Below are 26,264 nucleotides of genomic sequence, written 5' to 3' on the forward strand. Positions count from 1 at the left end.
TAATTCATTTATTATAATCCTGTTATACATACAAGAAGGCTGTTTTTCAACAGCCTTCTTTTTTTATTATTTCTTCAAACACTTTTCAAGGAACTGATCCTGCTCCCATAAAAGATGTAGGATATTTTCTTTCGCCTGGTATCCATGCGATTCTTTTGGAAGAAGAACCATTTTCACCGGTGCTCCCAGATTTTTCAGAGCCTGGAAATATCTTTCTGTCTGTAATGTGAAAGTCCCCGGGTTATTGTCTGCGTCACCATGCACCAAAAGAAGGGGTGTTTTCATTTTATCTGCATTCATAAACGGAGACATGGTATTGTAGATCTCCGGAATATCCCAGTAATTTCTCTGCTCACTCTGGAATCCAAAAGGGGTCAGCGTTCTGTTATACGCTCCACTTCTGGCAATACCACAGGCAAAGAGATTGGAATGTGTCAAAAGGTTTGCCGTCATGAAAGCTCCATAAGAATGTCCTCCAACAGCCACTTTCTTTTTGTCGATATATCCCAACTGATCTACAGCATTGATGGCCGCATCGGCATTGGCTACCAGCTGAGAAATGAAGGTATCATTAGGCTCGGTTTTTCCTTCACCAATGATTGGAAAAGCAGCATCATCCAAAACAGCATATCCTTTTGTTGTCCAGTATACGAAAGAACCATAATACGGCAATGTAAATTCATTTGGATTCTGGGTATTTTGTCCTGCTGTATTTTTATCTTTATATTCTGTAGGGTAAGCCCAAATTAACAGAGGAAGCTTTTCTTTCTTCGCTTTTCTATCGTAGTTTGCCGGTAAATAAAGTGTTCCAGTCAGAGTAACGCCATCATTTCTTTTGTAGGTAATTACTTCTTTATAAACATCTTTAATACTCTCAAAAGGATTGGCAAAATGAGTTACGGTTTCTGTTTTATTGGACTTAATATTCTTTTTAAAATAGTTCGGATACAGACTTGGTGATTCCTGAGTGGTTAAAATCTCTCCTTTTGAAGGATTAAGAATATCAATAATACTCTCTTTCGCATTTTTAAGGTTGGAGGTATACAGTCTTTTTTTCTTCAGTGATTTCACATCCATTTCATCAATAAACGGATGTTGGCCATCTTTTGTAAATCCGTCGCCAATAAGATAAGCTTTACCTCCTTTCAGATCAATAACAGATTTTCCATATTGGTTTTTTACTCTATTAAATTTCCCCGGATCACTGTAGACATCCTGATAATTTCTGTCTTCAATTATTTTGGATTCGTTATTATTAAAATCAACAAGGAAAGATTTTGTATTTCTGGTATCATACCAGCCTTCAGAAACTACGGCATAATGATCATTGGTCCAGTCTACATCTTCATACCTCTGTTTTGTTTTGAAGAATGATTTCGGAGCGGCAGTAAACGGAGCCTCCCACATAAAGATTTCATCTCTGTATTCCGAAGCTTTAGATTGGTCTCCTCCATCAAGTGCTTCAGCAAATACCAATGTCGAAGGGGCATCGCTTCTCCATGACAGGTCTCTTTTTCCTGTTCTTACTGATGAAAAGCCTTTCGGCATAATCTCATTCAGGGGAACTTCATTTACCACTTTTACAGCGCCTCCTTTTATATCGTAAACCGTTGTCGTTATAGGAAATCTGCTTAAAGGAACAATATATGAGAATGGTTTCTTAAGAACTGTTGCCATTAAATAATTTCCATCGGGAGAAAAGCTTAAGCCGGTATACATATCCTGATCTTTTACTTTTTTAAGGCCTCCGTTCAGGTCAACACTGTATACTTCAGACGCTGTAAGAACCTCAAAATTCTTTTCATCCTGTGGATTCTTCAAAAGGTCCTGGTATGTTCTGTTCTGAGATACTTTTCCATCGGCTGTAGAAACAATAGGTCCTGTTGGAAGGTCTTTGCCTGAATCAATTAACACAGGCCTGTTTTGAGGAAGGGTTTTGATTAATAAGTTCTGTGAATCATTGTACCATACGTACGGTGATCCTAAGTTGGCATTCAAAATATCTCCGGTAATTTTCTTTGCAGTAGCCGTTTCCATGTCTACAATCCAAAGTTCCACTCCTTTAGCAGTTGTATTGGTAAAAGCCAGTTTTTTTTCATCCGGAGAGAATGAAGTATATGTAATTTTAGCATCTGCCGGTAAATTCTTTACCTGAACCTCATTCTTATCATTAATCTTCCTGATTTTAAGGTTATTCAGGTAATTGGCAGTGCTTGCAATATTGGTAACCGGATTAATCCTCAGTCCGCCCAGTTTCATTTCCTGCTGGCTAAGATCGCTTAGTGTCTTATACGTAGGACGGTACATAAAAACAACCCAGTCTTTTTTGCTGTTCATCAGAACACCGGGCGGCCTATCATAGTCTGCAAGCTTAAGAATTTCTGCAGAGGGTTTTTGATAGGTAATATTTTCCTGTGCATCATAAAAATTGAGAAATGCCAGAAGGCAAATAGTCAGTTTTATCTTCATAAAATCATTTTTTACGAATTTAGTGATTTTAAATAAATTTTTAAACACTAAGTCACAAGATCCTCCATAAATCCCATTATATCGGTACTGGAAATAAAAAAAGAGCATTAAACAATGCTCTTTTATATCTTTTTTGAAACCGGCTTACCAATCTGAAGCCCGTTTTCTTTTTTCTATCATATGATCTACTGAAAACTTTCCTGCACCAAATGCTGCTAACAGAAGATACACAGAAAGATAAACAAGACTCAGCTCTCTCTTTTCAAAAGGATCTGCGCCATGAATAAAAAAGCCAGCAACAGCCATTGTAAAGATTAGAAATCCTAAAGAGACTCTTGTGAAAAGCCCTAATATCAGTAATATTGAACAAACAAATTCCGCAAATACCGTAAGAATCAGAGAAATCTGAGGCCCTAATCCCATAAAATCAAAAAACTCAATTTTACCGCCTTCCAATAACATCTGAAGCTTTGGAAATCCATGAGAAAGCATTGCAAAACCTACAAAAACTCTCACTGCAAATAAAATAATATCTTTAAGTATTGAGCTGGAATTTGAATTAGTATAGTTCATTTACTAAAAAATTTAGACTAAGGTAATAAAAATCTTTTAATACAACGGGATTACAGCGTTTTTTAGTCTATCTGTAACCAAAGTTTTTTAAATCTCTGTCATTTTTTCGCCAATCTTTTTTCACTTTTACGAATAAATTAAGGTGAATTTTCTTAGAAAAGAATTTTTCAAGGTCTAATCTTGCTTCAGTCCCCACTTTTTTAATAGCCTCACCTTTATGCCCAATAATAATTCCTTTTTGGGTATCCCTTTCTACATAAATAATAGAATCTATAAAAATAATTCCTTCTTTTTCCTTAAACTGTTCTGTAACCACTTCTACAGAGTAAGGAATTTCTTTATCATAATTCAAAAGAATTTTCTCACGAATAGCCTCATTTACGAAAAACCTTTCCGGCTTATCCGTATACTGGTCTTTATCATAATAAGGCGGGTTTTCAGGTAGTAAAGACTTTAATTTAGGTAAAATAATCTCTGTATTGAAAGCATTCAGTGCAGAAATAGGCAGAATCTCCGCTTTCGGAATTTTATTGTGCCAGTCTTCTACTAATTTTTCAAGCCCTTCCTGTGTAGTCTGATCAACTTTATTCAGTAAAAGAAGGACAGGAACAGGAATTTTATTCAGTTTATCTATTAAAAACTCCGAAGGTTCTGCTTTATCGGTAACATCTACAATAAATAGGAAAACATCAGCATCCTGTAAAGAATCCTTTACAAAATCCATCATTTTTTCCTGAAGACCATATTTTGGATCCAATACTCCCGGAGTATCAGAAAATACAATCTGTAGATCCTCTTCATTATAAATCCCAAAAATTCGGTGACGCGTTGTCTGGGCTTTCTGCGTTACAATCGCTAACTTCTCCCCCATCAACTGGTTAAGAAGAGTCGATTTTCCGGCATTGGGCTTTCCAACTATATTTACAAATCCTGCTTTGTGCATAAAAATATTATTACGAACTGCAAAGTTAGTAAAAACAAAATTGGTCTTGGTGTGAATCTCTATATTTAAAAAGAAAAAAGAGAGTTATTGAGCGTTATACTGCATTACAAAAAAGAAATTTTAAAGGGAACCTGATAGGAAAGATTAAACGTTTATACTTACCTAAGTCTACGATCAATCATTAGAGCAGCCCATAGCATGTAATTCAAAGGATAATACATCAAGAATTTTATCAACTTTTATCTTCTTTAAACCTAAAAAAATTATAAGATTATTTTGCATTACATTACTTAAAACCGATACTTTTGAATATTAGAATTCATATGTATGAATATAGACCAGATTCTTGATCAGATTTATCTCCTTCCTGAAGCCTCAAAAAAAAGTTTAAAAGAACATATTAACGAAGTTTCTCATCCTAAAGGTTTTTGCCTGATGGAGGCTGATAAAGTAATCCCCTATCTTTATTTTATCCGCAAAGGTATTGCCCGTGCCTATGCCAGCACTTCAGAAAATGACATTACCTTTTGGTTTGGAAGTGAAGGCCAGTGTATTCTTTCCATGAAAAGTTATGTAGAGGATAAGCCCGGCTATGAGAGTATTGAACTGCTGGAAGACTGCGAATTGTACCGGCTGGAAACGGAAAGCCTAAAGAAACTGTTCAATGAGGACATTCATATTGCCAACTGGGGAAGAAAATTAGCGGAGGCCGAAATGATCAAATCTGAGGAACTGATCATCTCAAGACAGTTTAAAACATCTCTGGAACGTTATAAGGATCTTATGTTTTATCAGTCTGATTTACTGAAAAGAGTTCAGCTGGGCTATATTGCATCTTACCTCGGAATCACCCAAGTGAGCCTGAGCCGGATACGGGCAGAGATTAAGTAGTTTGAACCGGATTATATAATTCCTTCTATTCCCAATCGCATTTTTTAACAATTGTAAAATTTTGTCTGCTTTAAAATTCTGAAATTTGCAGTAGAAAAATTAACAAAAATGAATTGGATCATATTGGTTATCGCAGGATTATTTGAAGTTGCTTTCGCTTCATGTTTAGGAAAGGCAAAAGAAACATCAGGAACGGAAATGTACCTTTGGTATACCGGCTTTCTGATCACGATGACTATAAGCATGCTCTTGCTGATCAAAGCAACTCAGACACTGCCTATAGGGACAGCGTATGCCGTGTGGACAGGAATTGGCGCTGTAGGAACAGCTTTAATGGGAATTTTCTTCTTTAAAGATCCTGTAAGCTTCTGGAGAGTATTTTTTATTGTAACGCTTATCGGCTCTGTTGTAGGACTGAAAGCTGTTTCTTCTTCACACTAAGATTCGACCTTAAAAAAGCATATAAACTTCTATCTATATTTAAAATGGAACCGTCTTCTGTATGAGGGCGGTTTCGCTTTTCTTACCCAAATTTTTTCAGTATTTTCTGCTTTCATTTCTTTTGGTTTATCCTTAAAAAAACCTGCCAAAAATAGGCAGGTCTTATTTATTTTTTGAAAACCAGAGGTAAGATTTCGTTCTCTCTTAACCCGTATTTTTTGATTTCTTCCTGTGGAAATTTCTGAGAATAAAAATTCACTTCTGTTTCGAAACCTGCTTTTTTCAAACGGTCAAAATAATCCATCCCATACCAGCGGACATGGTCATATTGTCCAAAATGTTTCTGACGTTCTTTCGGATCTTTAATGCTAAAATCTTCATAGGTTTTTTCCAATGAGTTTTTCATCGGGACCTGAAATATTCCCCATCCCCCGGGTTTCATCACCCTGTACAGTTCACTCATTGCCTTGGCATCATCTTCAATATGTTCCAAAACATGATTACAGAAGATAATATCAAAACTTTCATCCTCAAAAGGTAAATCCAGGATATCTGCCTTTACATCTACAATCGGGGAATACAAATCTGCTGAGATATAATTCAGATTGCTCATCCTCTTAAATTTCCTCAGGAATTCCTGCTCAGGAGCAATATGCAGAACTTTATAGCTTTTAATAAAAAAATCAGTTTCATTCTGAAGATATAGCCACATCTGGCGGTGTCTTTCCAAACTCAGTGTTCCCGGAGAAAGGGCATTCTCTCTCTGCTTTCCATATCCGTAAGGAAGAAATTTCCGATAAGACCTTCCATCTATAGGATCAAAAAACTGATCTCCTTTAAAAAACTGATAAATAAGCGGCCTTGCCCAGATGCTCATTTTGATAAGCATCGGACGTGGAATTTTATTCAGTAAAAGTTTCGTTATTTTTTTCATTAAAAATCCAGCTGGAACTGCTTTTCTTCGTCGCTTTGAATTCCTAAAGCTTCGTAAATATATTGGAATGTAGAAAGCAACACAGGTTTACCGTTGATTACAGCCACATCATGTTCAAAGTGAGCAGATGGCAGATTATCTAAAGTAGTTACCGTCCATCCGTCATTATGGAATTTCACTTTTTCAGTTCCAAGGTTAATCATCGGCTCAATAGCAATAGCCAGTCCATCTTTAATCACTTTTCCGCTTCCCTGTCTTCCATAGTTTGGCACCTGTGGATCTTCATGCATTTTTCTCCCTAAACCATGCCCTACAAGCTCTTTTACCACTCCATATCCTTCTTTTTCACAATGGGCCTGGATAGCATGGGAAATATCACCGATTCTTTTTCCCCTTACACACTGTTCAATTCCTTTATAAAGAGATTCTTTACTCACCTGCAGTAGTTTTTTCACTTCAGGTTTTACTTCACCTATTTCAAAGGTATAAGCATGGTCTCCTACAAAACCGTTCAGGATTGCTCCACAGTCTACGGAAAGTACATCGCCTTCTTTTACAATATCCTTGTTGGGGAAACCGTGAACTACCTGATCATTCGGAGAAATACACAGTGAGTTCGGAAAGCCTCCATATCCTAAAAACGCAGGCTCTCCTCCATGATCCTTAATAAAATCATGAGCCAGTTTATCCAAATATAAAGTATTTATTCCGGGTTTAATTTCTTTAGCCAACATTCCCAATGTTTTAGAAACCAATCGGGCGCTCTCCTTCATAAGACGCAGTTCGTCTATCGTTTTTAATTGAATCATTGTATTAATTTACCAATGTATTAATGTATCAGTGTAACAATATTGATTGATAAAGGTACACTGTTAAATTGTTATATTTTATTTTACCAGAAAAGTCCTTTTTTCTTTTCTTTTTTAAGTTTTGAATAGGCAAGAACTTCTCTTCCTTCTACACGGAATTCTATTCTTTCCTGAATAATATTGTAAATTTCACCCCATCCAGGAAATCCCCCTAAATTCCGGTCATCAATAAACCAGTCTGCATCCAGTTTTCTGGATTGATTTTCAGAATCGAAAACTTCTCCTTCAAAGCTTGAATTTACGGCATAAAATTCTACGCCGTTTTTTTTGCAGAATTCTACTGCTTCATCTAATGTTTTTCCGTGTCTGTATGTCCAAAGGATAAGTCTGTATCCTTCTGCCTGAAGTTTTTTTAAGGTTTCAAAAGCAAAAATTTTTGCTTTTCCAATTGCCGGATATGCATCATCTACAATCGTTCCGTCAAAGTCAACGGCAATCTTTTTATTATTTAACATTTTGTTCTTTTTTTAGCTTGGCAAAGATAAGAAATAAAAAAGAGTGCCAAAAAGAAAGGCACTCAATACTTTTATAATTTAAAAAAATCTATACAGTTTAGCTCTTCACCCAGTTAAACTGGAACTGAAGATCCGGTGTAGAAACTCTGTCTGTGATCTTCTGAAGTCTTGCAGGAAGTTTCATTAAATATTCCTGAGCTTTTTCTGCTTTTTCTGTAAGCCCTTTTACGTGCTCAATTTTCCATTCATCCAACAGATCTTTCATGATATTGATATAATCATTACCTGTGTATACCATACATCTTTGTGCAGCATCTGAAAAATGTCCCCAAAGTTCTCCTGCTTTTTGCCCTGACTGTCTCATCAGGTGAGCTGGCATTACAATTTTCTTACGCATCATATCTTCAAAGGCAAGAATCATTTCTGAAGGGTCAATTTCAAGGATTTTAGCTACGAAATGTTTGTATGCTTTAGCGTGTCTTGCTTCATCTGCAGCAATTACACCACACATTTTAGCCAGTTTTCCGTTTCCGGATTGTTTAGCCAAAGTACCTACTCTTCTGTGAGAAATATTAGTTGCTGTTTCCTGAAAACTTGTATAAATGAAGTTTCTGTATGGATCCATACTCGTTCCTAAATCAAACCCGTCATTGATTAAATACTGAGTGGTAATTTCTACTTCTCTCATATTCACTCTGCCACACAGGTATAGATATTTATTCAGTAAATCGCCGTGTCTGTTTTCTTCTGCTGTCCAGGCTCTCACCCAGTTCGCCCAGCCCATTTTTTTTTCCTGGTCTACTCCATCTACACCCATTAACCAGGACTCATAAGAAGGAAGAGCCTCTTCCGTAATACAGTCTCCAATTAGAGTTACAAATAAGTCGTAAGGCATCTCACGGGCAAAAGTCTGAATTTCCTCTAAATCATGTTTAAAGTCATCGCTTGACGGATCTGGCAGGTAATCGGAAGGCTGCCAAATTTTTTCAATTGGCGTTAAAAATTTATCCAGAAAAGAACCTACTTCCTTTTCCAATATTCCCATTACTTCTTTCCTAACAAGCTTTTGATACATTTTACTATTCAGTTTTTAATTAACAAAGATATGATTTATTTATTATTTATGGCATAATAAAGTATGCAAGTCATACCTTATCTGATATATATCATAAAAAATGCCATTATATGATTATAACGGCATTTTTTTATGAATATTATTGAATTTTAACTAACTAAAATCTCTCCTGTCATAGCAGCCGGTATTTCTACGCCCATTACATTAAGGATGGTAGGCGCTACATCACCCAGTTTCCCGGGTTTTAAATTCCAGGTTTTATCTTTATCCATTACGATAAAAGGAACGAGGTTGGTTGAATGCTGTGTGTTTGGAGTTCCATCCGGATTAATCATTACATCTGAGTTTCCGTGGTCAGCCAGTATAAAAACAGCATATCCGTTTTCATAAGCAGCTGTAGCCACTTTTTCAATGCACTGATCTACTACCTCAGCCGCTTTTACAGCCGCTTCAAAAACCCCTGTATGACCTACCATATCTGTATTGGCAAAATTCAGACAAACAAAATCAGCCGTTCCATTTTCTAATTCCGGTACAATAGCACTGGTGATATCATAAGCTGACATCTCCGGCTTTAAATCATAGGTAGGAACATCTTTTGGGCTTGGACAAAGTAATCTTCTTTCTTCCTTAAATTCTTCCTCCCGTCCTCCCGAGAAGAAAAAGGTAACGTGAGGATATTTTTCCGTTTCGGCAATTCTGATTTGGGATTTTCCGTTTCTCTCAAGTATTTCCCCCATGGTTTCTGTTAACACATTTTCGTCAAAAACAACCTGAACATTCTGGAATGTTTTATCGTAATTCGTCAACGTAATATAATAAAGATTGAGTTTACGCATAGAAAAATCCGGGAAATCTTTTTGTGAAAGAACTTCTGTAATTTCTCTTCCCCTGTCTGTACGGAAGTTGAAACAGATCACTACATCATTATCTATAATCTTCGCTACCGGCACTACATTTCCTGTAGCGGTAGTATTCATCAGAATAATTGGTTTAAGGAACTCATCGGTTACATTATGATCATAAGAATCCTTAATAGCAGCCAGGGCATCTGTAGTCTGTAAGCCTATTCCTGCCACAAGAGCATCATACGCTAATTTTACACGCTCCCATCTCTTATCTCTATCCATGGCAAAGTATCTTCCTACTACCGTTGCCAATTTTCCTGTAGTAGCTTCCATATGCTTCTGAAGCTCATCTATAAATCCCAGCCCTGAATGTGGATCACAGTCTCTGCCGTCTGTAAAGGCATGAACAAAAACATTTTCGTTCAACCCGAATTCTTTGGCAGCAGATAATAATCCTTTTAAATGATTGATATGGGAGTGTACTCCTCCATTGGATACCAATCCCATAAAGTGTACTTTTTTATTTTCTCTTTTTGCATATTCAAAAGCATCCTGGATCACTTTTTCCTGTCCCAAGGTCCCGTTTTCAACGGCCATATTGAGTTTTACCAGGTTTTGATACACTACTCTTCCGGCACCCAGATTCATGTGGCCTACTTCAGAGTTTCCCATTTGTCCTGCAGGAAGTCCCACTGCTAAACCACTTGCTTCAAGTGTGGTGTGTGGAAATTTTTGGTAACAGCTGTCTATAAATGGTGTATTTGCTTTATCTATGGCAGAAACATTTGGGTTTGTTCCCAATCCCCATCCGTCAAGGATTGCCAGTATTGCTTTTTTCGACATTTCGTATAACTTTTGTACTACAAATTTACCTAATTTCCGATGAATAGAAGAATTTGAAGGCTCGAATTTTATTGATTATTGATCATCAGGATGATATCGCAGGTAATACGGAAATGATCAGATGAATTTCTATCGAATGAAAAAAGATCATTTTTATCATAAAATTTCAGCTTCAATTCCCTTCATAAATCAGTAAATCTTTTTAATTTTGCTTTATGGATTTACGAGATCAATTGAAGAACCTTTTTCCTGATCATGATGAGCAGGATTTTGAAATGCCTGAAGAACAGTTCAAGCAGAAAGAACCTTTGGTATGCAAATTTGAAAAAAAGGGAAGAAACGGAAAGCCTGTAACGATAGTTGAGGGTTGGGAAGGCAGCGAAGAAGACCTTAAGAAAATTTCAAAGAAAATAAAAACCACCTTAGGAATAGGCGGTTCTGAAAAGGATGGGACAATTATCATTCAGGGTGATAACCGTGATAAAATCATGAGTATCCTTAAAGATATGGGCTATAAAACCAAGCGTGTTGGCGGATAGGTTTAGAAATAAACCTGAGCTTCCGGCAATAAGGTTTTTAATTTTTCAATTTTAGATTTTTCAATAGGATTTCCTATAAGAATTAATGTTTTAAGATTTTTTAACTGTTGAATTTCTACAGGAATATCTTTCAGGTTATTGTTGGCCAGGTTCATGCTGACTATATTTTTTAATCCTTTTACTTTGGATGAAATTTCGGTAATATGATTATCACTTACATTCAGAAATTCGAGATTATGAGATTTATATAGATTTTCCGGTAGTTTTACAATGGCATTCTGCTGAAGTTCAAGGTATTTTATATTTTTAGGAAAAGACAGGTTTCCAAGATCATTGATCTGGTTGTCAGAAAGGTTTAAAAATTTCAGATTTTTAATCTGGTCCAAACGGTCTCTAATAAAACTAATCTGATTCCCCTGGAGATTGATTTCTTCTAAAGTCGGAATTTCCATCAATGCTTCGGGAAAAACATTCAGGTTATTGGCATCAAGATGAATGGCTTTTAACTTTTGAAGTTTGGCTACATTAGGATTAATGCTTGTCAGGCTATTCAAATTGATAGAAAATGTAGTAAGCTTTGTAAGCTTCCCTATTTCGTCCGGAATATATTTAATGCTGTTTTCATTAACATTTAAGATCTCCAGTTCTTTGAGCTCAAACAGCTCCTGATCCATTTTTTCAAATTTATTAGCCATCATATTCAGAAAAAATATGGAATCCAGCCTGGTAATCTGGGGAGGCAGATTAAATAAGCCTTTTTCTCTGAAGCTCATACTGTAAACAGTTTTTTTGCTGTTTAAAGCATCTTCAATATTCGTGAAGGTAGGATATTTAACGGGATCGATCTGGGCTTTTGCCAGAACGAGAGAGAAAATAGAAATAAACAGTATCGATTTTTTCATAGATAAAAATGTCCGCCGGCAATACTACCGGCAGACAAAAGTTTAATTATTTATTTCTTTAAAAGTTTTACTGTCTTCTGGAATCCTCCTTCTGCTTCAATATTTAAAATTAAAACACGGGATGCTTCCAGCTGTGATGTAAAGTCTAGGTCCAATACTTTGCTTAAACCGTTAAACTTCTTTGTATAAACAATTTTTCCGTCCATACTGTAAGCGGTCACAGCAATATCTTTCAATCCTTTTTCAGAGTTTATTTTAACAACTCCTGAAGTAGGGTTTGGAGCTACGTTTACTGTAGTTTCTGCAGTTTTATTCTCTATAGTTCCCAAAGACCCTTCTATTCCTAAGTTTTCTTTAAGTGCAATTACGATTGTTGCAGATTTTCCTTTATAGTTGATTGTATTTCCAGTCGCGTCAATATCTGTAGAAATAGTAGAATCCGGGTGCTGGATAGAGAAGAATCCAAATTTATGATCAGGAGTGAATGTAAGCCCTGTAGGTTCTGAACCAGACGGCATAGAAGCAAAGAGTTTTACTTTAGGATTAGCCTGCGTGTGGTCAGGAGCAATAACCCAGATATAATTTTTCCCACCATCCTGAAGAACCCAAAGGTTTCCAAGCTCATCAAAGGTAAGGTTATCATTTCCGTCTCCCCACGCTTCAGACATTGTTCCCTGAGCTGTAGTGAAAGAATATGACGTAGAAGCTCCTCCCACAAATGTTTCCACCTGGGAAGCGGTAGCTCCATTATCCTGTAAACGGTATACTTTGTCTAATCCTTTTGCTGTAAAGTAGATCTTACCGTCTAATGGGCTGATATCTACATCTTCCACTCCATTGAACTTTGTTCCTCCATATGTTTGGGCAAGACTATTGGTATTGTTCTGGTCAGCCTTAGCTTTGTTTGGGATCTGAACCCATGTTGCTGTAGTGCCCACCGGGTCTCCCGATGTACTAAGTCCCTGATCTAGTTTCAATACGTAAAGATTTCCTGAAGCCAGATTATTCGGAGTATCCATTACATATTTGTATACCATGTGCGTTCCTCCATCTTCTCCGTAATAAGCAACAGTTCCGGCGGTATTGATCACAACATTTTCATGGTTCATGATTCCCATCTGCCAAAGTTTACCTTTAGTTCCGTCCTGATTTTTAGAAATCACCTGAGCTGTGGCAGGATCAATTTCAACAAGCCATCCGTAATCTTTATATCCGTCATTGTTCACATCACTGGAAGTAACAGATTCTTCAGCTGTAATCACTGTTCCCCATGGAGTAATTCCTCCTGAGCAGTTCCTGATTGTCTGTACCAGGCTAGGATCTGAAAAACTTACAGCTCTGGATTTTGTCAGCTGCCAAAGTTTGGTAGAGGCATTATAGTTGATTTCAGCCATGGTAACTCCTCCCGGATTGGTTTCATGGTTTACTGAAAGATATCCGTTTGTGCTGCTTCCGGTTTTCGGGACATAGGCCGTAAAGTCGTTCTGCCCTCCTACGAATCCTCCTCCTTCTGTATAGTTATCTCCTTCTTTCAGGATAAGCTGGTACTTATGCGCTGTAGGAATAATAAGCTTGCTGGTCTGTGCCGTAGGAACGATAGAGGTAAAACAGCTGATATGGGCTCCGTTACAAGTGGTAGCGGCAGGTATTGTCTTTAAATAAGCATCAATTCTAAGATCGGAACTTCCAGTACTTCTATTGTGTAACTCAACAGAAATTCTGTTCACTCCGTTTACAAATTTCGACTTTGGAATAGAGAAAATATTGTATACACTTTCTGCGGCACCATCAACAGTTGTACTTGAAAGTGTATTAAAAGTGACAGCACCGGCAGGCATATTATCTCTTACGACTTCCTCACCATTAAGATATACTACAATCCCGTCATCTCTCATTATTCCCAACTCCATATTATCTGAAAGTGTAGATAAATCAACCGTGAAATCCTTTGCAAAATAGGCTGTAATAAGACCTGTAGCACCATTATGTATGGTAGTGGTTACAGGATCACCATATCCTAAAGGACCATTTCCTGTGGCCCATGAAGAAATATCATATGTTTTAGTTTTCCATGCATCCGGCTGAGCCTGATCAAGGTCTTTGTAATTCCATGACGAATTTTTATTAAAAATAAAAGTCTGCGCCTGAATAGAGGTACCGGCAAGTAAAGCCAAAGCTCCGAGTGTGAGTAATTTTCTCTTCATTTTAATTTGATTTATTAGACCTTGCAAAACTATTTTTTTAGAGCTATCCTTCTGTTAATAGGACTTTAAATATAGATCGGGAAATATTAATTAATTTAGAACCTAATGTTAAGGGGATTAAATTATTGTTAATACTTACAGCTTTACGGACAAACTATAAGGGCTTATAAAGCTTAAATAGGTTAGTTATGAACCTCTCATTGATTGGAATAAATATTTTATAAAGTATTTAAAATTCTTTCGTAATTTACTGATAAACTATTCACAATTAATTACTTATATTAAAATTAAATCAAAAAACTATGAAATAACAAAAAAAATAATTTATTGTAATTAATAACTTTCAAATAGTTTAAAATATTCACTAAAACAACAAAACACAATGGAAAAAAAAATTATATTATTTTTTGCTTTATTCTCAATTGCAATTCTTCATGCGCAAACTAAATTATATATTTCTGTTAATGGTAATGATACTTATTCCGGAACTTTAAAAAATCCATTCAGAACTCCTGAACGTGCCATACAAGAGGCTGAAAAAATGACAGGAAAAGAGGTTATCATTTATCTGAGAGGAGGTATTTATTATTTACAAAAATCCCTCGTTTTACAGGATGGAAATTTGAAAACAAAGTCACTTCTTATCACCTCATATCCTGGTGAGCAAGCTGTTATAAGTGCCGGAAAATTGATAAAACCTGATTGGAAACCCTATAAAGATAACATCTATGTTACCCAGATACCCCAAAACAATACTTTTGAACGGTTGTTTATCAATGGACAGCTTCAGGTACTGGCCCGTTATCCCGATTATGATAGCACAGCCAGGGTTTTCAACGGAACCTCAGCCGATGCCATAGCTCCTGAACATATCAGACAGTGGAAAAATCCGAGAGGAGGTTATGTTCACGGGCTCCATGCCGGAGAATGGGGAGGTTTCCACTATCAAATAACGGGAACTGATGAAAAAGGGGAACTTAAACTAGAAGGAGGCTGGCAGAATAATCGTCCATCTGCATTGCACAAACAATTTCGCTTTGTGGAAAATATTTTTGAAGAACTCAACAGTCCGGGAGAGTGGTTTTTCGACAAAGAAAGAAGCCTGCTTTATTACTTTCCGGCAAAAGGAATAGACCTATCCAAAGCACAGGTAGAAGTTTCTCACTTAAAAAACAGCATTGAAATAAAAGGCACTGCAGAAACTCCCTTATCCAACATAGAGATAAAAAACATAAGCTTTATGCATAATGAGCGAAGCTTTATGGATACCAAAGAACCTCTTTTAAGAAGTGACTGGACCATTTATAGAGGAGGAACTGTTCTTCTTGAAAATACACAGAAAATAAAAATAACAGATTGTACATTTACCGAGGTAGGAGGCAATGCCATTATGATAAGTGGGTACAATAAAAATAATCTTATCAGCGGAAACCTTATTTATGGTGCGGGAGCCAGTGGAATTGCGTTTGTAGGAAATTCCAGTGCGGTTCGCTCTCCCTCATTCAGATATGAAGATTATATTCCTTATGAACAACTGGATAAGACTCCCGGACCAAAATCAAATCTTTATCCTCAACAATGTATTGCTGAAAACAATCTCATCCATGACATAGGAAGGATTGAAAAACAGTCTGCAGGCATCCAGATAGATATCGCCTCCAATATTACGGTAAAACATAATACCATATACAATACACCAAGAGCTGGTATTAATATTGGTGATGGTGCTTTCGGAGGACATATTATAGAATTTAATGATGTATTCAATACCGTACTGGAGACTGGCGATCATGGGGCTTTCAATTCATGGGGAAGAGACCGGTATTGGAGTCCTTCCAGAAAATATATGGACAGCATTACCACCGCACACCCTGAATTAATCTTACTGGACGCTGAACAGACTACGATTATCAGAAACAACAGATTCCGTTGTGATCACGGATGGGATATTGATTTAGACGACGGCTCTTCCAATTACCACATCTATAATAATGTACTTTTGAATGGTGGACTTAAGCTACGTGAAGGATTCAAACGAAAAGCAGAAAATAACATTATGATCAACAATAGTTTTCATCCGCATGTATGGTTTAAAGATAGTGACGATACCTTCTCCCACAACATTGTAATGATTCCTTATGCTCCTATAGGGATTGATGACTGGGGCAACAACATTGACTATAATCTTTTTTTCAATTTTTCTGCCATGGCCGCCGCTCAAAAGAGAAATACAGACCAACACAGTATTGCCGGAAATGCAAATTTTATCAGTCCTCAAACCGGAGATTACAGAGTCAATAAAAATTCACCGGCATTGCATATAGGGTTTAAAAATTTTCCAATGGATGAATTTGGAGTGCAGCTTCCCAGACTCAAAAAAATTGCGGCTAAGCCACCATTCCCCATATTAACATACAATACTGATAACGAAAAAAATGTAGCATCAATCAACTTTCTGAATGCATTAATAAAATCAGTAGAAAGTAATGAAGAGCGATCAGCCTATGGACTGCCCGATGAAAATGGTGCTATTATTGTGAAACTTGAATCCAACAGCCCATTGAAAAAAGCCGGCCTGCAGGAAAAGGATGTCATCAGAACTATGGATGGTACAGAAATCAAAAAAGCAGCTGATCTGCTTAATATCTATCAGCTTTCCCAATGGAAAGGAGAAGTAAAAGTAGAGGCTATTCGCAATCAACAGCCTATACAGGTAAAATTGCTGCTAAAATAAAAAAGAATAACAAAATTTTCGAAAGTTATATTGTATTGAACCTGAATTCGGGATAATTTGTTTCGGAAAGACTTTTGTACATCGATCGTTTGTTAAACCTTATAGGTTTTAAAAACCTATAAGGTTGTAAAGTGGGGCTTATTTTTTCCAAAATCCATATTATTTCGCTTTACTCACGTCGGTAAGAGCATTCAGAAAAGCAATAATCTGCTTGATTTCTGTTGGGCTAAGATTCAGTTTATCGGGAGCCAATGTTTGATTTTTCATTTTTAATCCTAAGCCTTCTCCTCCACCTTCGTTATAAAAATCGAGAACTTCTTCCAGCGTACTGAAAGCTCCATTATGGAAATAAGGTTTGGTAAGGGCAATATTTCTTACTGTAACAGTTTTGAATGAGTAATCATAAATCCATGATTTTTCTTTTTTCACCGGGCTTTTTCCTCTTCCAAGATCGGAATCGAGTTCTACAGGAAGCTGACTGACTGGTTTTGTTGTGATTCCTAATACTTCAGATTCGTTTTCATTGAAAAACGGTGGTACTAAACCTGAAAAATGAGGGGCAAAATGGCAGGTAGCACAATTGGCTTTCCCCATAAATAAATTAAAACCCTTTTTAACATCTTCGGAAACCTCTTTTTCATTTCTCATAAAACGGTCAAAGTCACTGTCAAAAGAATACAACGAAACTACATAAGAGCTTAAGGCTTTTGAGAAGTTTTCCTTATTGATTTTACCATCTTTAAAAGCATTACGGAATTTATTTTTATATTCAGGATCTGTTTTTAATTTGCTGATGATATTTTCATAGCTGGTATTAAACTCTTCTTCACTATAAATGACATGTTCAGCCTGCTGTTCAAGATAAAAAGCCCGAAGATCGTAGAAAAATCTTTTCGCAAAAACAGCATTATAAAGAGACGGTGAATTTCTTAAGACTGTTTTTCCTTCTATATTGCTTGGAGATTTTGCTGTAAGGTCTGTAAAAGCGTTTTCCTGAAGATGGCAGGTGGCACAGCTCATTTTCCTGTTACCACTAAGATTCTGATCGTAGAAAATGGATTTTCCAAGGTTTCTAAGAGAAGGGCTGTCTTCTGAAGATTTTAATAAAGTATAGAAATATGGATCTAAGAAATCACTGCTGAAAAGGTTTTTGTTACCTACATTCCAGCCTGAGAATTCTTTCAAATCGTCAGGTCTGCCGTCCCATCTTCCCAATTCTTCATATAATGGCTGTATATATTTTTTATAAAATTCTATCCTGTCAAAAGTTTCAAAATCTTTATGGGAAGACAGATAGCTGATTCCTTCAGTCAGAATCTGATTGGCTTTTCCAATATTGTAGTTTTTAAAATAAAGATCGTCACTGATATATTTTTTTATTCCCAGAAATGCAGAACGGGCTTCTTCAGACGTATTCAGAGAACCCGGAGTATCAAATCCTGTCACTCCCAAGGTGTAAATTCTGATCAGCTCTATACGTAAAGGCAACGTTTTATTATTTCCTCTGCTTAGTCCATTTTTTACGGTGCTCAGATAGAAATTTGAATAGCTCTTATATAAAAAATCAGTAATGGTTTTAATCTTTTCTTTTTCATTCGTGGCATCTTCGGAGAATATAAGTTCATCCAAAACCTGCAACCCTTCCGGTGGAAGTGTATAAGCTGATGTTCCGGCTGCTTCTATATGGAATAAAGGAGCTGCATTAAGGTGAGTTTTTGTAAATTCAGGATAATGATAGGCAATATAAAATTCTATTTCCTTGAATGAATTTCTGGTACTGTTAAGGGATTTTTGCAGTTCTTCAAGGGAAATCTTATCTTCAGAAAACCGATAAACATCTGATTTCAGCTGTTCCAGCTTACCCTTAAAGTCTGTTAATCCTTTATTGATAAATGTATTTTCGTTTTCCTTTCCTTTGTAAACCGGATTAAAAGACATTACTGCAAATCCTATTAAAAGGATCACAACAAGCAATGGGTAAGATCTCATTAATTTTTAACAGCAAATCTATTAATCAAATATTATCTTAACTTTAATAGGAGATTAAAAAATGTTTATATTTATAGGTAACAGATTTTTTACTAATTTTAAACCCCGAAATCAAATTCATTATTCTAAGGAGAACGGTTCTTTCTAAAAAAACCGGTGAAAAATAATGGTGAAGGTTACTGGGAGAGGATTTTTTAATATAATTCAACAAATCAAAACTAAAAATAGTAATATGAAAACAAAGTTATTGTTTGCTTGCATGGCCAGCCTGCTTTCTCTTTCTTCTTTTTCGCAAAAGAAAAAACAACAGGAAATGGCTGTTTATGCAGAGAAGAAAGGTAACGACTATTATCTGGTCCGTTTAGAGCAGGGCAAAGATATTCCCAATGTCTATGTATACTCAAATGGAGTTACAAAGCCTTATAAAAATTATACTGAACTAAAAGATGTTGTAATGGAATTTCCCGGAATGATGGAAACCAACAACTCAACTAAGGAAGAGCTTGTTTCTGTTCTCAAAAAGGATAATCATTTCTATGAGATTACCTCACAACGGAAAGATCCTAAAAACTTTGAAAAAACAATTATTACGGTCTACGAAGTCGTTCAGGGACAAAAAAGAATCGTTGAAGAATACGATACGATCTTCGATCTTGCCGGATCTCCTTATAAAGACGCAATTTTCATTAATTAAAATACAAAAATATACATTATGCTCAATAAACTTGCTGCCTCAGAACTTGTTCTGAATGAAGACGGAAGTGTATACCACTTGAATCTTTTACCCGAAGATATCGCTGATAAAATTATCCTTGTGGGTGATCCTGACAGAGTGGCAAAGGTTTCAAAATATTTTGATACGGTAGAAATCAAAAAAAATAAAAGAGAATTTTATACGCATACAGGAACTCTTCGCGGAGAGAGGATCACAGTAATGTCCACAGGTATCGGAACTGAAAACATCGATATCGTAATGAACGAACTGGATGCTTTGGTGAACATCGATCTTAAAAATAAAGAGTTCAAAACTGAACATAAGGCTCTTGAATTATTCCGTATGGGAACTTGCGGAAGCGTAAACCCTGATGTACAGGTTGATAATATGCTGGTTACACAAAATGTAGTGGGACTAGACGGATTGATGCACTTTTACCAGGATTACAACTTTGAAAATGAGTTTTCAAAAAGCTTCCTGGAGAAATTCCCTTACGAAAAAATCAAACCGATGCTTTATTTCTCAGATTGGGCAGAAAAAATGGGAGACTATTATAAAGATGCCAAATACCACGGAAATACGGCTACATTCCCAGGGTTCTATGCTCCACAGGGAAGACAGCTTCGTTTAAAAGCAGTAGATGACAAATTCCTGGAAACTTTAAATGATCTTGGGATCACAAATTTCGAAATGGAAACTTCTGCTATCTATGCTCTTTCAAAATTATTAGGACATAAAGCCATTACTGTGAATAACGTAATTGCCAACAGAAGACGTGGAGAATTCTCTGCAGATCACCATGCTTCTGAGAAAAACCTGATTGAATGGGTATTGGAAAGAATCATTAAATAAGTAGTGCTTCCATTATAATAATTACATACAAAAAGCTATTCTCATTGAGGATAGCTTTTTTGTTTTTATCAGGTTTTGGCTAAAACCGATTGGGATTTATTGTTTTTTAAAAACCCATTTCTATTGAGTATACAGATACTCCTTATCTTAACATTAAGGCATTAAGAAAGTTTGTTTATTATGTACATTAGGAAATCAATAAATTTTTAATTAAGCAATGTTAAGTAGGGCTTCTAAAAAATCTTAGTTCATCTTTTTCAGGATTTTTTCAAAGGTGTTGGTATTCCTGCTCGTAAACCGGTCTTTAAGGCTTTTCTTCCCTAAAATTTTTCCAAATGTAGAATCTAAGGTATTTCCTTTTGGAACCTGCCAGTACAATATACTGTTGATAATTTCTGCATTTTCATTTTCCGCCTGGGAAGCTTTTTGAAATTCTTCCATCAAAATATCCTCAATTCCCGGAACTCCCACAAAGGCATAAATATGGAGGTCATCATTCTTTTCGAAAGGGATACTATTCCAGAATAATTCTACCTCCTCTTTGGATTTAACAAATAAAAAAGCTTCATAAGAAAAATGCCCGGACATTGCTTTTTCCAGAATTGTCTTTAATTCTCCAGCAGTTTTATCTGAAGAAAAAACGATATTTCCGGAAGCGAGTATGGAACTTACATCTTCCATTCCGGCCTCTTTAAAAACCTGGCATACGTCAGCCATTTTCATGTTTGTTCCTTTTACGTTGACACCACGGAGAAAAGCACAGTATTTCATAGGTTGGGTTTGAAGGTTTGAGAGTCGGAGGGTTTGAGAGTTTGAGAGTTTGAGAGTTTGAGTCCGTCTACCCTTTCAACTTCTTTATTCTTTATTCTTTATTCTATTTTAATGTATAGATTATAATCTGTTCCGGAAGGCTTCAGCTGATAGATTTTTTCCAGTATTTTGTGGTCGCTTTTCAGGTGATCTTTCACTCTGAATTCTTTCAGAAGCCTGTAATGAGTTCGATAATAAACAGCATTAGCATCATTGCCTTCATACAGATTTTTATAGGAAAGAAGATATTTTGGCTTTCTTGTTTTTACTGTATTGATCCAATAATTCGCTTTATCCTTTTTGATTTCTTCCTGAATCTGTTTATCTACCAGCCCTACTTCATCAATTGTTTTTAACCCCGAAAAGTAAGGAACATATCCCGCCGGTTCCAGCAAGATCCATTGATTTTTATCTTTTTCATATTGGTTTAAAAATACCCCTATTGTTCTGCGGTAATTCCATTCTCCATTTCCTGTCGCAATAGAATGAATAGTCTGAAAGGCAAGCATGGGAACAATATAAAATATAATCAATAAAGACAGCCACAAGTTTCTTTTCTCTTTCTGTTCTAAGATAAAAATAAGAACAGGCACGAAAAGCAGAAGCTGCGGAACCCAGTAATACCAATCAAATAAGCTTTTTTGAGAGATAAAAATAATCTGTTTTACCCATCCGAAAATAAAAATCATCCACAGGAAATAATTTCTGTTATTTCTCTGTCTGACCAGGTAAATGAAACACAGAAGCTCAAAAATCAATACAACAACTGTTACAGGATTAAAATTCCCAGGTACTTTCAGCATTCCCCAGAAATTTCCAAAACTTGCAAAGAAATAATTAATGTGCTGCTGCAGTGTAAAACTTTGCTCATACAGTAATTTCTTTGCTGTGATGGTATTATTGACAAGCTCACCAAAGTAAAACCAGTTGAAGGCTACGGTAAATAAAACACCCCAAATTCCCCCAAAGACATAAATCCATCTGATTTTTCTGTTCCAGAAAAGGTCAACCAGAAATACAATTCCCAGGAAGATCACTGTGTCTATTCTTGTGAACATGATCAGAACCGGAAGTAAGGCCAGCACCCATTTTTTTCCTTTGTAAAAGCCATAATACAGTAATGACATCTCCAGAAAAAATAACAGTCCGTATTCCATTCCAAGGATTGAAATTTTAATGGAAGGAGGAAGAATACCTATTAAAAAGATGAAAATAGCTTTATGCAAAGGATTTTTAAGAACCAAATGAGAAAGAAGCAATGTCCCTATTGTAAAAAGAAGAGAATTGAAAATCAAAAGAGGTTCAATAAAGTTTTCTTTTCCAAAAACAAAGTTGAAAATATAGGATACAAAAACATACAGATGAGTGGTAGAAGCCGAGATTTTAGTATCTCCATTGAAACCGATCACTCCATAATCCAGTAAGTTCTGAGCGACTCTCCAGGTAATAAATGCATCTTCCTGGATATAGTGCGTTAATAAAAAAAGGAGTTTAAAAAGTACTGTAAAAATTACAGCATAGATGGGGAACCTGCTATTCTTTGTTTCGGACATTCTGTATTTTTAGTTTCACAAATATAGCCTTAAAATTCAGGATTCCCAATAATAAAAAAACGGAACCGAAGTTCCGTTTTTAAAGTATTTTATTGTGTTACCTTGATAATTGCAGTAGTAATCTGATTTTCTTTTTCTTTTGAATACGTAGAATCAAAAGGTTCCATGATATCAAATAAATACTGATAGAATGGTGTGATCTGCTGAACATTTTCAGATTCCTTCATTGCTTTGTCTTTACCCATCTGCTGAAGTTCTTTTACAAAAACATTGAATTTCTTATCAATCGGTTCAATGGATTTTACCAGATAAGCATATGCTTTTTCTTTCTGACCTATTCTTGTATAAGCATCTGTAACTGCAGAAACAATAAGAGAATATTCCATAGGTTTTGTTCTCATCTGTCTTCTCAGATAGCTCTGATCTGCTTTAGAAAGGCTTAAATAATAATCATATTCTTCAAAGATTCCTTTCTTAAGCACTTCTGCCAGCTGAAGACCTTTCTGCTCCTGACCTGCAATAATGTATCCTGATACAATTGAACTTAGTGAACGGGGATCATTATATTTTTCTGCAGGGATTTCTTTGGCTGCAAGATCAAGAATTTCCAATGCTTTTGCTTTCTGATTATTCAATGCAAGTGCTGAAGCGGCCCTGCTTGCTGACATTCTGTAGCTGATAATATTGGATGTAGCTGTCTCGTCAAAGTGGGTATTTAAATTTTTGAAATTCCCCCATCTGAAGTTTTTCACTACATTATACAATGAGTTGGCATCTACTCTTCCCATATCTCCATCCGGAGTTTGAGGCGTATGAATTGGTATTAGCCTGTAGCTGAATCCGTCAAACTGAAGATATTCATTAAGGTAGAAAATATTTTCGCTGTCATAGATTCCTCCTGAGGAGAAATTGATCGGACGTTTCCAGTCGAAGTTTGCCAACAGGTCCAGCAGAATCAGGTTGTTCTTATAAAGCGTGTTTCCTTTGTAAGTGATCATAATCTGATTCGCTACATTCGGAAGATCTTCCGGGTTGATGATTCCTGCTTTCAAAGCATTTTCTTTATTGACAGGAAGGATAAATTTATTAACCGGAAGAATATTATATTTTTCATATTTTTCTTCTCCGAAATACATTTTTAAAAGCTGATCTTTTTCAGGAGACTTGAATTTAATGAACTCAATAGCCTGCTTCAATGTTAAAGAATCCTGAGTAAGATATTTTCTGAATGACTGGAATTCCGTTTCAGGGGCGCCCTGTTCTTTCAACATAGAGAAAACCCCTTCCCAATCTTCTTTCTTCATCATATAGATCTGGTCATTGACACCGTCTCTGTAATCATCATGTGTTAACTGACTTGGGATACCCATTGCATTATACGTTCTTCTTTTCACCTGATCTAAGTTCCATGGTGTTGAAGCAAGGGTAAAGTTAACTACTTTTACATCATCTCTGAATCTTTCAGTTTCCTGAATAGCCCAAACCGGGTAAGTATCATTATCTCCATATACGAACAGGATATCGTTCTTAGGCAGTGATTTTAATACAGAATAAGCATAGTCATACGCTGTATATCTGTTGCTTCTGTCATGAACATTATAGTTCTGGAAGCCCATCATAAATGGTACTCCCAATAAAACAACTCCTAAAGCAATATTAGCACCGTTAGATTTTATTTTGGATTGTAAGAACCAAAGAATAGCACCTGCTCCCAATCCTATCCAGATCGCGAAAGCATAGAATGAACCTACCATGGCATAATCTCTTTCTCTAGGCTCAAAAGGTTTTACTCCTGTATAGAAAACAATTCCTACACTGGTTAAAATAAATAAAGATAATAAGGCATAGAATCTTCCGAAATCACGGTTCAGTTGGAAAAAGAATCCAATCAAACCTAAAATCAATGGAAGGAAGAAAAATGCTACGGTACTTTCATTTTTAAACTTAGCAGGCATTTTATCCTGATTTCCTACCAATGCATTATCGATAAAAGGAATACCTGAAATCCAGTTTCCTTTTGTACTTTCCATGTTTCCTTCAAGATCATTCTGTCTTCCTACAAAGTTCCACATCAGGTATCTTACAAAGTAATATCCGTTCTGGAAAGAAATGAAATAATCCATATTCTGGAGTAATGAAGGCTTTTGAACATTGATCAGGTTATATGGTTTTACTTTCAGATAATCTGCCGCCGTAATTGATTTATCTTCATATTTCGTTCTCATCTCATCGAAGATCTGCTTAGCCTGTGGGTTATCTGCAACATCTTCATTGCCATAATTGAATGTAAAATCAGGAGCTCCGTACATGGCAATATAATTCGCCATTACATCTTTATCTTCACTGAACATTCTTGGCATTAAGCTTATCTGAGACTTATTGAATACATAATTGAAACGGTCTCCGGTTTTTCTATACGTTCCGGTTTTTTCATCTTTTTCGTAGATTTCCCCGGTTTTCGTTGTTTTAAAACTTCCGTCTTCATTTTTCTCGATTCCGTTAGCATCAAGAAATGCCGTATAGTTTTGTCCGTAGATCGTTGGCCAGTCACCATACTGTTCTCTGTTGTAATAATCCAACATACCAATAGCTGTATCAGGATCATTAAGGTTCATAGGTGGATTAGCATTTGCTCTGATTGGGATAACCATCCAGCAAGAAAATCCTATCATCATGAAAACCACAGATAAAGCTGCCGTCTGGTATACATTTTTCTTTGCTCTTCTGGCATATTTAATAATAAAATAGCAGATCGCTACCATTAGGATAAATGCAACAATAGTTCCTGAGTGGAAAGGAAGTCCCAGCCCGTTTACGAAGAAAATCTCCAGTCTTCCGAACATGGTCATAATCAAAGGGAAAATAATTTTGAAGACAATAATCAAAATTCCCAGGGTAATAAGGTTTGCCCAGATAAAGTTTTTCCAGGTAAACTTATAATTTCTTGCATAGTATACAAGGCATACTGCAGGGATAGCCAGCATACACATCATGTGTACCCCAACAGAAAGACCTAAAATAAAGAAAATAAGGATGATCCATCTCTCACTGTCAGCAGCTTTATACTCATTCTCCCATTTTGTGATCAACCAGACCAAAAGTGCGATAAACATGGAAGCCATTGAGTATACCTCTCCTTCTACTGCAGAAAACCAAAAGGTATCTGAGAACGTAAAGCAGAGTGCTCCTATTGCTCCAGCAAATAAAATAGAGATTTCCTGATGTTTGGTAATCTCTTCAAAGTCTTTGTTTAAGAGTCTTCTTACAAAATGTGTAATGGTCCAAAACAAAAATAAAATAGTCAGTGCACTGAACAATGCAGACATCGCATTAATTACGATAGAATAATTTTCGCCTTTTCCTAATGCAAAAATGGCTGCCACGGCACCCACAATCTGGAATAAAGCTGCTCCCGGAGCATGCGTTACTTCAAGTTTTACTGCTGAAGAAATGTACTCTCCACAATCCCAAAAACTGAAATTGGGTTCTATCGTGGACAAGTACGTAAAAAACGCAATGACGAAAATCACCCATCCTAAAGCGGTGTTCCATTGCCTAAAAGTCCAATTTTTCATAGTATTAAATCAATTATGCGAAAATAAGGCTTTTATATTATTTTATATTG

20 protein-coding genes are annotated in these 26,264 nt (G+C 36.1%); 6 read left to right on the forward strand and 14 right to left on the reverse strand.

Going from position 1 to position 26,264, the window contains the following annotated elements:
- Window positions 1-66: 66 nt before the first annotated feature.
- The 3 genes from MP477_RS01575 to era all read right to left on the reverse strand — a co-directional run bounded on the left by MP477_RS01575 (window position 67) and on the right by era (window position 3,985).
- The gene (locus MP477_RS01575) at window positions 67-2,469 is read right to left on the reverse strand and encodes a prolyl oligopeptidase family serine peptidase (RefSeq protein ID WP_257188893.1); all 2,403 of its coding nucleotides are present in this window, start codon (window positions 2,467-2,469) and stop codon (window positions 67-69) included.
- Window positions 2,470-2,613: 144 nt separating this feature from the next.
- On the reverse strand, window positions 2,614-3,042 hold the full coding sequence (locus MP477_RS01580; RefSeq protein WP_257188894.1) for a DoxX family protein: 429 nt from the start codon (window positions 3,040-3,042) through the stop codon (window positions 2,614-2,616).
- Window positions 3,043-3,109: 67 nt separating this feature from the next.
- Window positions 3,110-3,985: a GTPase Era gene (gene era / locus MP477_RS01585; protein ID WP_230035508.1), complete on the reverse strand. Its 876-nt coding sequence runs from the start codon at window positions 3,983-3,985 to the stop codon at window positions 3,110-3,112.
- Window positions 3,986-4,312: 327 nt separating this feature from the next.
- Here era and MP477_RS01590 point away from each other — a divergent pair, with 327 nt between their 5' ends.
- Both MP477_RS01590 and MP477_RS01595 read left to right on the forward strand, forming a co-directional pair.
- Window positions 4,313-4,876 (forward strand): Crp/Fnr family transcriptional regulator, encoded by a 564-nt coding sequence (locus tag MP477_RS01590; protein ID WP_257188895.1) that lies wholly within the window; start codon window positions 4,313-4,315, stop codon window positions 4,874-4,876.
- A gap of 108 nt (window positions 4,877-4,984) precedes the next feature.
- The gene (locus MP477_RS01595; protein WP_027375222.1) at window positions 4,985-5,317 is read left to right on the forward strand and encodes a multidrug efflux SMR transporter; all 333 of its coding nucleotides are present in this window, start codon (window positions 4,985-4,987) and stop codon (window positions 5,315-5,317) included.
- A 166-nt stretch (window positions 5,318-5,483) separates the two neighbouring features.
- On the opposite strand, the gene MP477_RS01600 is transcribed toward MP477_RS01595, so the two are convergent.
- The 5 genes from MP477_RS01600 to gpmI form a co-directional block, all read right to left on the reverse strand.
- Complete coding sequence (locus MP477_RS01600; RefSeq protein ID WP_257188896.1) at window positions 5,484-6,251, reverse strand: class I SAM-dependent methyltransferase; 768 nt, start codon at window positions 6,249-6,251, stop codon at window positions 5,484-5,486.
- Window positions 6,251-7,060: a type I methionyl aminopeptidase gene (map, locus tag MP477_RS01605; RefSeq protein ID WP_230035502.1), complete on the reverse strand. Its 810-nt coding sequence runs from the start codon at window positions 7,058-7,060 to the stop codon at window positions 6,251-6,253. Before map ends, MP477_RS01600 begins: the two co-directional genes overlap by 1 nt.
- A gap of 83 nt (window positions 7,061-7,143) precedes the next feature.
- Entirely contained in the window at window positions 7,144-7,575 is a 432-nt protein-coding gene (locus MP477_RS01610; RefSeq protein ID WP_209799831.1) for a BT0820 family HAD-type phosphatase, read from the reverse strand.
- 97 nt (window positions 7,576-7,672) lie between these two features.
- Window positions 7,673-8,650, reverse strand: a complete 978-nt coding sequence (locus tag MP477_RS01615) for an acyl-ACP desaturase (protein WP_257188897.1) — start codon at window positions 8,648-8,650, stop codon at window positions 7,673-7,675.
- A gap of 149 nt (window positions 8,651-8,799) precedes the next feature.
- Window positions 8,800-10,341, reverse strand: coding sequence for a 2,3-bisphosphoglycerate-independent phosphoglycerate mutase (gpmI, locus tag MP477_RS01620; RefSeq protein ID WP_257188898.1), 1,542 nt, complete (start codon window positions 10,339-10,341; stop codon window positions 8,800-8,802).
- Between the two features lie 215 nt (window positions 10,342-10,556).
- On the opposite strand from gpmI, the gene MP477_RS01625 reads away from it, so the two are divergent.
- Window positions 10,557-10,880, forward strand: coding sequence for a translation initiation factor (locus tag MP477_RS01625; RefSeq protein ID WP_047495705.1), 324 nt, complete (start codon window positions 10,557-10,559; stop codon window positions 10,878-10,880).
- A gap of 2 nt (window positions 10,881-10,882) precedes the next feature.
- On the opposite strand, the gene MP477_RS01630 is transcribed toward MP477_RS01625, so the two are convergent.
- Window positions 10,883-11,782 carry a leucine-rich repeat domain-containing protein gene (locus MP477_RS01630; protein ID WP_257188899.1) on the reverse strand — a complete coding sequence of 300 codons (900 nt, stop codon included), beginning with the start codon at window positions 11,780-11,782 and terminating at the stop codon, window positions 10,883-10,885.
- 50 nt (window positions 11,783-11,832) lie between these two features.
- Window positions 11,833-13,986, reverse strand: coding sequence for an alkaline phosphatase PhoX (locus tag MP477_RS01635; RefSeq protein WP_257188900.1), 2,154 nt, complete (start codon window positions 13,984-13,986; stop codon window positions 11,833-11,835).
- Window positions 13,987-14,368: 382 nt separating this feature from the next.
- Between MP477_RS01635 and MP477_RS01640 the strand changes: the two genes are divergently transcribed.
- Window positions 14,369-16,720, forward strand: a complete 2,352-nt coding sequence (locus MP477_RS01640) for a PDZ domain-containing protein (RefSeq protein WP_257188901.1) — start codon at window positions 14,369-14,371, stop codon at window positions 16,718-16,720.
- 159 nt (window positions 16,721-16,879) lie between these two features.
- On the opposite strand, the gene MP477_RS01645 is transcribed toward MP477_RS01640, so the two are convergent.
- Complete coding sequence (locus MP477_RS01645) at window positions 16,880-18,709, reverse strand: cytochrome-c peroxidase (RefSeq protein WP_257188902.1); 1,830 nt, start codon at window positions 18,707-18,709, stop codon at window positions 16,880-16,882.
- A gap of 232 nt (window positions 18,710-18,941) precedes the next feature.
- Between MP477_RS01645 and MP477_RS01650 the strand changes: the two genes are divergently transcribed.
- Both MP477_RS01650 and MP477_RS01655 read left to right on the forward strand, forming a co-directional pair.
- On the forward strand, window positions 18,942-19,403 hold the full coding sequence (locus MP477_RS01650; protein WP_257188903.1) for a hypothetical protein: 462 nt from the start codon (window positions 18,942-18,944) through the stop codon (window positions 19,401-19,403).
- Window positions 19,404-19,421: 18 nt separating this feature from the next.
- On the forward strand, window positions 19,422-20,276 hold the full coding sequence (locus tag MP477_RS01655; protein ID WP_257188904.1) for a nucleoside phosphorylase: 855 nt from the start codon (window positions 19,422-19,424) through the stop codon (window positions 20,274-20,276).
- Between the two features lie 243 nt (window positions 20,277-20,519).
- On the opposite strand, the gene MP477_RS01660 is transcribed toward MP477_RS01655, so the two are convergent.
- The 3 genes from MP477_RS01660 to MP477_RS01670 form a co-directional block, all read right to left on the reverse strand.
- Window positions 20,520-21,047 carry a DUF1697 domain-containing protein gene (locus MP477_RS01660; protein ID WP_257188905.1) on the reverse strand — a complete coding sequence of 176 codons (528 nt, stop codon included), beginning with the start codon at window positions 21,045-21,047 and terminating at the stop codon, window positions 20,520-20,522.
- Window positions 21,048-21,145: 98 nt separating this feature from the next.
- The gene (locus MP477_RS01665) at window positions 21,146-22,639 is read right to left on the reverse strand and encodes a hypothetical protein (RefSeq protein ID WP_257188906.1); all 1,494 of its coding nucleotides are present in this window, start codon (window positions 22,637-22,639) and stop codon (window positions 21,146-21,148) included.
- A gap of 89 nt (window positions 22,640-22,728) precedes the next feature.
- Complete coding sequence (locus MP477_RS01670) at window positions 22,729-26,214, reverse strand: DUF2723 domain-containing protein (RefSeq protein ID WP_257188907.1); 3,486 nt, start codon at window positions 26,212-26,214, stop codon at window positions 22,729-22,731.
- Window positions 26,215-26,264 lie beyond the last annotated feature (50 nt).

It is taken from the genome of Chryseobacterium sp. WG23 (assembly GCF_024586575.1).
Taxonomy (GTDB): Bacteria; Bacteroidota; Bacteroidia; order Flavobacteriales; family Weeksellaceae; genus Chryseobacterium.